This is a genomic window from Winogradskyella psychrotolerans, assembly GCF_018860565.1.
Classification (GTDB): domain Bacteria; phylum Bacteroidota; class Bacteroidia; order Flavobacteriales; family Flavobacteriaceae; genus Winogradskyella; species Winogradskyella damuponensis.
Genome location: NZ_JAHKPS010000028.1, coordinates 176,768 through 187,920, shown reverse-complemented (window position 1 = coordinate 187,920; position 11,153 = coordinate 176,768). Strand labels below are relative to the sequence as shown.

General features: G+C 31.8%; 7 protein-coding genes. 2 read left to right on the top strand and 5 right to left on the bottom strand.

The genetic code is table 11. The features are described from left to right. Nucleotides 1-54 precede the first annotated feature (54 nt). Nucleotides 55-1,824, bottom strand: a complete 1,770-nt coding sequence (locus KO504_RS14610; protein WP_252723706.1) for a tetratricopeptide repeat-containing sensor histidine kinase — start codon at nucleotides 1,822-1,824, stop codon at nucleotides 55-57. A gap of 192 nt (nucleotides 1,825-2,016) precedes the next feature. After that, a complete protein-coding gene (locus KO504_RS14605) occupies nucleotides 2,017-2,751 on the bottom strand; it encodes a LytR/AlgR family response regulator transcription factor (protein ID WP_215928037.1) in 735 nt (244 codons plus the stop codon). 845 nt (nucleotides 2,752-3,596) lie between these two features. Between KO504_RS14605 and KO504_RS14600 the strand changes: the two genes are divergently transcribed. Together KO504_RS14600 and KO504_RS14595 are read left to right on the top strand one after the other, a co-directional pair. After that, the gene (locus KO504_RS14600) at nucleotides 3,597-4,871 is read left to right on the top strand and encodes a ribonucleotide-diphosphate reductase subunit beta (RefSeq protein ID WP_215928035.1); all 1,275 of its coding nucleotides are present in this window, start codon (nucleotides 3,597-3,599) and stop codon (nucleotides 4,869-4,871) included. Nucleotides 4,872-4,874: 3 nt separating this feature from the next. After that, nucleotides 4,875-6,674, top strand: a complete 1,800-nt coding sequence (locus KO504_RS14595) for a ribonucleoside-diphosphate reductase subunit alpha (protein WP_215928033.1) — start codon at nucleotides 4,875-4,877, stop codon at nucleotides 6,672-6,674. 96 nt (nucleotides 6,675-6,770) lie between these two features. Here the strand turns inward: KO504_RS14595 and KO504_RS14590 are convergent, their stop codons facing one another. From KO504_RS14590 to KO504_RS14580, 3 genes are all read right to left on the bottom strand, one after another. Beyond that, entirely contained in the window at nucleotides 6,771-7,490 is a 720-nt protein-coding gene (locus KO504_RS14590; protein ID WP_215928031.1) for a DUF6503 family protein, read from the bottom strand. A 106-nt stretch (nucleotides 7,491-7,596) separates the two neighbouring features. Beyond that, entirely contained in the window at nucleotides 7,597-8,448 is an 852-nt protein-coding gene (locus KO504_RS14585; RefSeq protein ID WP_215928029.1) for an OmpA/MotB family protein, read from the bottom strand. Nucleotides 8,449-8,597: 149 nt separating this feature from the next. Beyond that, nucleotides 8,598-10,871 (bottom strand): inorganic phosphate transporter, encoded by a 2,274-nt coding sequence (locus KO504_RS14580; protein WP_215928028.1) that lies wholly within the window; start codon nucleotides 10,869-10,871, stop codon nucleotides 8,598-8,600. Between the last annotated feature and the right edge of the window lie 282 nt (nucleotides 10,872-11,153).

Here is an 11,153-nt window from a genome sequence, read left to right as displayed (position 1 = left end):
TAGTTTATAATGACTTTATTTGCATAAGCAGGTCAGGAGCTTATATAAAATGATCTAGGGTATAAATTGAGACTTTAATTTTATAGGTATGTGTAAGATTATTTTAGTACCTGAAGGGGTTTCGTTTTCGTACAAATCTTCAATTTCTAAAGTGTATGAATTTTGAAATGATTCTGAAAAATTAGCCAATCTTGCTTTTGTGATATCTATACCTACAGAATTTCGTTCTAGTTTTTTCTTCTCATTAATTTTGTGCGATGCAATTCTGCCAATACCATTATCTATAATTTCAACGGTTATAAAATTGGGTAATTTTTTACTTACAATAAGATCTATTTTTTTGTTGCTATCTTTTGAAGATAAACCATGCCATAACGAATTTTCTAAAAAAGGTTGAAGCACTAAAGAGGGTATTTTGGTTGCTTCAGTATTTATTGCTGGATCTACAGTGATGTTAAAATTTATTTCATTATCAAAACGAATGTTTTCAATATTCATATACAACTTCATGGTTTCGAGCTCGTCTTTTAGGGATGTTTCTTTCTCTTTTGACGCCATTAAGATTTTTCGAATTAGTTTTGAAAACTTGTTGAGGTAATAAACTGCATTAGTTTTATCATTATTAATAATGTAAAGTTTAATGGAGTTTAACGAGTTAAATATAAAATGAGGGTTCATCTGACTTCGCAACATATCTTGTTCTAAGGTTAAAATATGTTTGTCTCGTTTTAAAGCTTTTGTTCTGTGGATAATAAAAAGGGAGACACCTATTATTCCTATAAGTAAGGATGTGTATAGTAAGATCTGTTTGTTTCGCTCTAGTCGTAAACGAACAGATTCATTCTCTAAAGCTAAGGCTTTAATTTGATTATTTTTATTTTCATTTTCATATTCAACTGCAATGTCATTTACATATTGTAAATTTTGCTCAGTTAATATGGTGTTCTCTATTTCAACAGCTTGTTGGTAATATTTTAATGCTGTTTCAAAATCTTTTTTGGTACGGTTAAGTTCAGATAGTAGTTTGCTAGATTCTGCTACAGTAGATTTTAAATTATAAGAAGTTGCAATATTGAGCGCTTTCTTTAAATGCTTTTCTGCAGAAGTGAGTTGGTTGGTTTCTATTTCTAATTGACCAAGATTAAGGTATGAAGCCGAAATATAGTATTGGTCGTCAATATTTAGAGCTTTATTTAAAGCCTCTTTAATAATAGGTTCTGCTTCTTCGTAATTTTCTTGTCTAAGATAAACTTCTCCAATACTATTATAGCAAATAAGGCGTCCGGTTTCAGAATCAATCATGTTATTATAGCCTAATGATTTCTGAAAATTGGATAAGGCAGAACTTAAATTGCCTTTAGCTTCTTCTGCATAGCCTATATTATGATAATTAATAGCTAAGCCTAGTTTATTGTCTACGCTTTTTTCAATTTTAAGAGATTTATTAAATTGATTGATGGCTAAATCATATTGTTTTAAAGCCAAATAAATATTACCAATACTATTTTGTGAAACTGCAATGCTTTTGGTTACTGTTAGTGACGGGTTTATGACTGAATAGGCTGTTTTTAAAGCTTCTGTATGATGGTCAAGTGCTAGTTTAACCATGTCCATTCGCCTGTATACAACGCCAATCATATTTAGGCTAATAATTTTAAATTCGGTGCTTTTTGCTTTATCTGCATAAGTTTTTGCTTCTTCGTGTAAGGCAATAGCCTCATCATATTTAGAAATATTTCTTTGGATAACCCCTAGAGCATTAAGTGCATAGCTACAGGTTTCATGGGCGGAAATGTTTTTAGAAACGCTAAGCAAACGTTTCATTTTTACACTATCGTGTTCAAACGGTTTAAATAGAGAATCAATTTTGGTGTGTTCAGAGGGTGAATTGTTTTTTATGTAGATTAATGAGTTTTCAAAACTTGTCTGTTGCGTAGAGCCATATGAAACAAAAAAGAAAAAAAACAGACATAGGTTTAATAGTTGATACTTAAACAAATAGTTCATAGTGTTGGTTTATAGTTTTTCAAGAAAATCTGATTTACGCTGTCTCGCTACAGGGATCTTGTGTTCACTATCCATAATCACATAACCTTCATTTTTAATAAATGCTTTTATTTTATTGAGATTAATAATATAAGAATTGTGAATTCTGAAAAAATAATGTTCTGGTAAGATGGCATCAACTTCTTTTAATTTCTTGGTGAGCACTATTTTTTTTCTATTCTGTAAAAATAGCGTGCTATAATTACCGTCAGATTCTATATAGATAATATCATCTACATCTAAAAAAAGTAATTTCCCATCAGTGTTAATGGTGATCTTTTTTTTATCGAATTGTGAATTAAAATTAGAAAGCATGCGTTCTAATTTTTGAGAATTAACGGTGCGTTCGCTATGTCTTTTTATTTTAGAGATGCACGCGCTTAGATCATCAGAATCTATAGGTTTTAAAAGATAATCTATTGCTTCGTGTTTTAAAGCTTTTATAGCATACTCGTCGTAAGCGGTAGTGATTACAACAGCAAAATTTATATTTTTTAATTGTTCTAAAAACTGAAAACCACCAATAGTAGGCATTTGTACATCTAGAAATAAACAATCTGGTGTGTTTGTGTTTAAAAACTTTAAAGCATCATCGGGTTTAGAAAAAGAAGCCATAACTTCTATTTCTTGGTTAAAGTTGCTAAGTTCCCATATGAGGCTTTGAATTGCTTTTGGCTCATCATCTACGATTACTGCTTTTAACATGCTTCTGAATTATTTGATATAAAGATATATATATAAAGGTATATACATAATGAATGTTTTGTATCTAAATATGTATGTAATGCATGGTTTTATGTGTAGAATGCTAAAAAAAAATACACTTAAAATACAGTGCCCATTTATACACTTTTTTTAACCAGTCATACATTACAATTGTGATAGCTCTCAATTTATAGGCATCTTTGGGTATTGAAATTAACCAAAAATACAGCAAATTGAGGGGTTGCTTTTTTGGTTAAAAGCTATTAATTAGGAAATAATCAGAGTTTTTAAAATTCTGACTTTTTCATTTCAGTGTTAATTTATAATAACGTAATTTTTTTATTGTTTATTATTAATTTTAGTTAGTTATTAGGGAAAAAAGGGCGTTATCTAAACGCTCTTTTTTATTTTGGTTTTAACAGTTAAAATAGCATTGCAATACCATCAGTAAAAACGCTTACTAAGCCTGTTTTTAACATGATAAAACCTACAAAATATAATTGCAGAAAAAGCATTTAACTTATTGACAATCAAAGTGTTGTGGTGTTTTTTTTAAATCTTCAAGTTTTACGGGTGCTACATGGGTTTGTTAAAAACTTGTTGACAACGTTTATGAAATATCCTTTCTTTTTTAACAACAATTGTCAATCTTTGTTCAAGGCAAATAAAATAGATTTTTCTGGTTTTTTTTGATTTAGAAAAGTGTTGAGAAAATCAATTTAAAAATACGCCCTTATATTCCTAGTTTAGGAAAAACAATAACACCTTTTACGGATTTAACAACTAAAAACCTGAATGATTACGCATCATTCTAAGGACTATCTAGTCTTTAAAATTAAATGAGCATGGAGATTACACAGATTATAAAAAGAGATTACGAAACGAGTCCGTTTGTTTTAAATAAGATTTCTAACGCTATTGAAAAAGCAATGCTTTCTGTTGGAAATGGTACTAAAGAAGACGCTAATACGATTTCTGTAAAAGTATTACAAACCTTATTAGAAAGAAAAGCAAGAGATCACAAGTATTTGCCTACAGTAGAAGAAGTGCAAGATCTTGTAGAAGAGAAATTAATGGAGAGTTCTTTTCATGGTGTTGCAAAAGCTTACATATTATATAGAGATGAACAAGCGCGAAGCAGAAAGACAAATATTTTTGAAAAGCGTATTAACTTAAAGCCTTACGAATATCCAGAACTTAACGAATATGTAGATGCTATAAGACATTCGTACTGGATTCATTCAGAATTTAACTTTACAAGTGATATTCAAGATTTTAAAACAAGATTGACAGTTGTAGAGCAAAATGCCATTAAAAATACAATGCTTGCTATTTCGCAGATTGAAGTCGCTGTAAAATCATTTTGGGGAGACATTTATCATAAAATGCCAAAACCAGAAATCGGATCTGTAGGAGCAACATTTGCAGAAAGTGAAGTACGTCATCACGATGCTTACTCACATTTATTAGAGATATTAGGTCTTAACAACGAGTTTAAAAACCTAAAGAAAAAGCCTGTAATAATGAGACGTGTTCATTATTTAGAAACGGCCTTAAAGAATGCTAAAAGTGAAGACAATAAAGAGTATGCAGAATCTATTTTATTATTTTCATTATTTATAGAGCATGTCTCTTTATTCTCACAGTTTTTAATAATTATGGCTTTTAACAAACATAAGAATATGCTAAAAGGTGTATCTAATGTGGTTGAAGCAACTTCTAAGGAAGAACAAATACACGGTGATTTTGGTATTGATATTATCAAAATTATAAAGCATGAAAACCCAACATGGTTTGATGAAGAGCATAGCATTTTAGTTAAAGAATTATGCGAAGAGGCTTTTATATCAGAAAGCAAATTAGTGGATTGGATTTTTGAAGCAGGTGAATTAGATTTCTTGCCAAAAGATGTGATTAACGAATTTATAAAACAGAGATTTAACAATTCATTAGAAAGTATTGGCATTGAAAAAGTATTCGATGTCGACGAAAAATTATTAGAGCAAACCGAATGGTTTGACGACGAAATTATAGGAACAAAACACGGAGATTTTTTCGTGAAACGATCTATCAACTATAGCAAAAGAACAAAAAGTATAACCAGCGACGACTTATTTTAAACCATGAACGACAACACTAATTTAGACCTAGACAACAAAGTAGAGAACCCTCAAACTACAACAACTTCAAATCATGAAGAACTAATTAAAGCCAGAAAAGAAGCTATAAAAGAGGCAAAAGCAGAACCAGAAATAAAATGGCTAACAGATCATAGTCGTCAGTTTTTAGCATCTGGTTACCTTACAGAAGATACAACTCCTGAAGAAAGAATCAGAGAAATTGCCAATAATGCTGAAAAAATATTAGGTATTGATGGTTTTGCCGATAAGTTTTATGGCTATATGGCAGAAGGCTACTATTCATTAGCATCTCCAGTTTGGTCTAACTTTGGAAAAAGACGTGGCTTACCAATTAGTTGTTTTGGTTCACATATTTCTGATGATATGGGAGATATCCTTTATACGCAATCAGAAGTTGGTATGATGTCTAAATTAGGTGGAGGTACTTCAGGTTATTTTGGAAAACTTCGTCATAGAGGAGCTCCTGTAAAAAATAACGGAGAATCTTCTGGTGCTGTACACATTATGCAACTGTTTGAAAAAATGGTTGATGTCGTAAGTCAAGGTTCTGTTAGAAGAGGTCGTTTTTCTCCATATTTACCAATAGAGCATAAAGATATTCATGAGTTTTTAGAAATAGGAACAGAAGGTAATCCAATACAAGAGTTAACGCATGGTGTAACTGTTGGAAATGATTGGATGCAAGAAATGATTGATGGAGATACAGATAAAAGAGCCATTTGGGCAAAAGTATTACAACGTAGAGGAGAAATAGGATATCCTTATATCTTCTTCAGAGATAATGCTAACAATACAGCTCCAGATGTATATCAAGATAAGAATCATGAAATCTACGCAAGTAATTTGTGCTCAGAGATTATGTTACCAACAAACGAAAAATGGTCGTTTGTATGTGTATTATCGTCTATAAACTTATTGCATTACGATAAGTGGAAAGATACGGATGCTGTTGAAACAATGGTATATTTCTTAGATGCTGTTTTAGAAGAATTCATTACGAAATTAGAAGTGTATAGAGATTCTGCAGATAGAGATGACAGACAAACCTTCATGTTTATGGAGAAGGCCTATAACTTTGCTAAAGAAAATAGAGCTTTAGGATTAGGAGCTTTAGGATGGCATTCGTTATTACAATCTAAAATGGTAGCTTTTGATAGTAAAGAAGCGTTTGATTTAAATAGTGAAATATTTAAAACAATAAAAGATAAGTCTGTTAAGGCATCTGAAGAATTAGCAACATTATTTGGTGAGCCAGAAGTATTAAAAGGTTACGGAAGACGTAATACAACATTAAACGCTGTAGCGCCAACAACATCTTCTGCGTTTATTTTAGGACAAGTATCTCAAGGTATTGAGCCAATTTGGTCTAATAGCTACGTAAAGGATATTGCAAAAATAAAAACCACAATTAAAAACCCTTATTTAGTAGCGCTTTTAGAAGAAAAAGGTATGAATACTAGTGAGGTGTGGAGAAGCATTAGAGATTATGATGGTTCTGTACAACATTTAGAAGGACTTACAGATCATGAAAAAGATGTGTTTAAAACCTATTCTGAAATCGATCAAATGACCATCATTTACCAGGCGGCAAATAGACAAAACCATATCGATCAAGGGCAGTCTATAAATATTATGGTACACCCAGATATGCCAGTAAAAGATATTAATAAAATCTATGTGACGGCTTGGCAATTAGGTGTAAAATCATTGTACTACCAACACAGTATGAATGCAGCACAAAAATTCAAGCAAAAGAAAGAATGTACTAGCTGTGAAGGGTAAAACCCAAAAAGTTCAAAATTTGAATAATTTAAGTGTTAAGAAAAAAAAGCATCTCAGAAATGAGATGCTTTTTTTATGTAATACAAATGATAAACTCTAATCTTCAACCAAAGTATCCGTCCCCAAATATTTATCGGCTTTATTGTAATACCAGGCTCTCACTTTAGGGATTTTAATACCGTTTAAGAGGGTTTCTTCAGAAAGCAGTATAAATTCACCACTATCAGGTTTCGCTTTGCCATGCTCATCGGTTTTAAAGAACTGGTAGATTTCCATGGCATAGGTCTTTGGGTTAAAATAGAAGTACCAAATATCACTGCCTACAGCTTCATCATAAGTGACTTTTAAAACCAAATACGTTTTGCCTTTAAAGGTCTTTGTTTCAACCGTATCACTAAGATTAGTGCCTGGATCTTTCAATTTCATAGGTAAACCATATAAATACGAATAGTAGTTTTTATAAAGGGTAGCTCTATCGCAAGTCATGTTCTTTTCTTTTGCGGCTATGCTATCTAAAACTTTGCCATTGTATTGCATTTGGCACTTGCCTTTATCTAATGTATATGTGGTGGTAACCCTATCTTTTGTGGCGGTAACGCTAAAATATTCAGCAGGCAAATTAATTGAAATACTACTAGTACGTTTTGCGGCTTCTGGCATGGTCATTACCACAGTAAACGTAGCGTTAAAGCGTTCCCAGTTCCCATTTGGGTCGTGGTAATTAATGGCTTTGTTTAATAGTTCTTGAGACGATAGATTTTGGCTAAAACCAGATAAAGCGCATAAGAAGAATGTAAATGCAAGAAAAGATTTCATAGTAATTATTTTTTTTCTACAAATTACAATATATCAAACAAAAAAAAGCACCCAATGCCGAATTTTACGGGAGGATGCTTTTTGTAAATTTAGATAGATTTGTGATTTATTTTGCCTCCATCATAGCAAAAAACTTGTCAATATTTGGCATTAAAATAATACGTGTTCTTCTGTTTTTAGCACGATTAGCGCTAGAGTTGTTTTCAACTAAAGGTTGGTAGCTACTACGTCCAGATGCAATTAATTGTTCTGGTGCAACCTTAAATTGATTTTGTAATTTTCTAACAACAGATGTTGCACGTAATACACTTAAGTCCCAGTTGTCTGCAATTTTATCTGTGTTAATACTTCTAGAATCTGTATGACCTTCTACCATAACATCTAAGCTTGGCTCTGAGTTAATAACATCAGCTAATTTCTTTAAGATTTTATCAGCTTTGTTTCCAACTCTGTAACTCGCTGTGTTAAATAACATATCATCATCAATAGAAATCATCACTACAGTTTCGTTGATGTCTACAACAATATCATCGTCTTCATCTAGATCACTAGTGTCCATAGCTTTGCTAAGGTTGTGCTGTATCGCTAAGTTCATAGAATCTTTTAACGTTTTTGCACCTGCTAATTTTTCTGGATCTACGTTTTTAAGCGTTTCACGCATTTTTTCTTTGCTTGCACCAGAAGCTACTGTACCGTCTTCAGCGACTTGAAACTTGGCTTTGTTCTCAATAGTTAGTCCTTCAACATCTTCATTTAAAGATTGTATTTTAGAATTGTATTGGTTAACACGTGCTTCAATAACGGCAAACTTATTTTCTAAATCTTCTTTTGCAACTTTAGTTTTTGTGAGTTCGCTTTTAATCTCCCCATTTTCTTGTTCTAAGGCTAAGTATTTCTTTTTTGAAACACAAGCGGTCAATAAAATTGTTGTTACTAGTAGAATTGAAACTTTCTTCATTTTATAATTTTTAGTTGTTAACGTTTTAAAGTGATATATACGATTAAAGGTGCCTTTTGGATGTTAAAAGTTGTAAAAGATTACATATTTATCAAAAAAAATGCCCAATACTATACTAGTATTAGGCATTTGTTATTGGTACTATTTTTTTATTCTTCCTGGTCGGTATTCAGTTTTGCAGGTTCTACAGAACTATCGTGAGCACCAAAATATTCTTCTAGAAGATTCATCGTCGCTGTTAATAGATCTTTAGTTTCTAATAACAAGCTAAAATAAAGGGTTGTATTTTTTGGGCTAGATTCTTCGTTACGCGTACGCTCAACTTGTTTTTGAATTTTTTCTTTAACTAAGTTGTATACTTCCGACTTTTCTGTTAATACAGCACCTATTTGTTCAAAAGAATGGGATTCAAAAGCAATTTGGGTTTTGGAAAATAAATCTTCCATACGTGCATCTAAATCTTTTAATTCTTTGATTTGGCTAAACTTTAATTTTTTATGATTATTGTTTACGTGCTTATGACTTACTTTAGAAATATAATCTAAGGATTGCGTCATGTCTTGTAAATAGCCTAATATATTAATATAGAAATTACTCGCCGATAAACTCGGTTCTTCAAGGTTTCTAATAAAATAGAAAATATGATCTCTTAGCTCATCTATTTCATTAGATAATTTGTCTATTTGTTTTCTATTTTTCTTTAATAATTTTAAATCTTGAACAGCTAAACCATTAATTGCAGATGTATAAATTTTATTACCACGTCTAACAACACTAGCAATATTAGAAGCACTTTCTTGAATAACTCCTTGTGTAGAGCTACTTTCAGCTTTTTCTAACTGATCTACTTCCTTCATTACCTTAGACTTCTTAACATGCGACATATAGCTGCGTATTAGTAAAAGTACGGCCAATACAAGTAAGCCAACTAAAGCATAACCTTCGCCATAGTATAAGATATAAGCCATAATTGCAGCCGCTACAAAGGCGCTAAAGGCAGTAAAGAACCATCCACCAATGACGTTTAATACACCAGCAACTCTATAAACAGCACTTTCACTTCCCCAAGCTCTATCGGCTAAAGATGTACCCATAGCAACCATGAATGTTACGTAGGTTGTAGATAAAGGTAATTTCATTGAAGTTGCAATAGAAATTAGAACACTAGCTACCATTAAATTTACTGCAGCTCTTACTAAATCAAACGCAGGTAAGTCTTGTTCTTTTAGAACAACTTTTGGTTTTATAAATTGCTTGTCTGCCCATTTTTTATAAGAATCAGGAAGCACAAGGTTAAGACTGTCAGAGATCCCAATAGAGTATCTTACAATACTTCTAGATAAGAAATTAGGTTCAAATCGTTCTTTAATATCATCTTGTCTAGATAAATCAACAGAAGTTTTTACAACAGCTTTTGCTTTACTAGAAAACCAAAGTGTTAAGACCATTATTAGTCCTGCTATTAGAAGTAAATACGGTTGTGTTTTAACAGGTTGGCTCAGTGCGGTCATAGCGTACTCTGTTGGTAGTGCGCCACTAATAGACCATGCTTCGTAAGAATTAAAAGCAGCTATCGGAACTCCAATAAAGTTCACTAAATCGTTACCAGCAAAAGCGACAGCTAATGCAAATGTACCAATCACTATGATTACCGTGTAGATATTTGTTTTTGTATATTTAATGAGAAGATATGACAGTAGCGTAAGAACTAAAAAGCTAATACCAATTATAGCTATTGGACTAGTGGATATTAATGATTTAACATCATCATTCATAAAACTAGCATTTTTAACTCCTTTAATAAGAATAAAGTATAAAATTGAAGATGTCGCTATACCACTAAAAACAGCACCATACCAAGATGGTTTTTCTTGAAATTTAAATGATAAAAGTAATCTTGACAAATATTGAATAATGGCACCAATGGTAAAGGCGACGACGACAGACAGTAGTATGCCTAGTATAATTTCAATTGCTTTAGAATTATTAATATATACAGATAAGTCTGTAATAGATTGTTCGCTATCACTATAAATTTTAATGAGAGCAACAGCAACAGAAGCACCTAAGAGTTCAAAAACAATTGAAACCGTTGTTGAAGTAGGCATTCCTAAGGTATTAAAGAAATCGAGTAGTAAAATATCGGTAAGCATTACGGCCATGAAAATGACCATAATTTCATTAAACATAAATTCGCCAGGATTAAAAATACCTTTTCGAGCAACTTCCATCATCCCGCTAGAAGTTAAGGCTCCAACGGCTACACCAATACTGGCAACTATCATTATGGTTTTAAATGATACAGCTTTAGATCCTATGGCGGAATTTAAAAAGTTAACAGCGTCATTACTTACACCAACTACTAAGTCTGCTACAGCTAAAAAAGCCAATGCAGCCAGCATATAGACATAAAAATTTTCCATTAAAATGTATTAATAAAATTGAATGCAAAGTACCTTTTTTATTTCCAAGAGAATGTTATCTAAATGTTATTATTAGTCCTTGTAAATGCAATATATAGTTAGTGTTATTGGCGTTATAGGGCCTTCAGAAAACCATGGCAATAGACGGTAAAACACCTATTTGATATTCATAAAAAATGCGGACGTCAAAACGGTTAGCGTATTAAAACTGATGTTTTGGCTTTGTGGGTATTATGACGTGTAGGATGTTAAACTTCTGAGGTTAAAACAAGTTGAACCTTA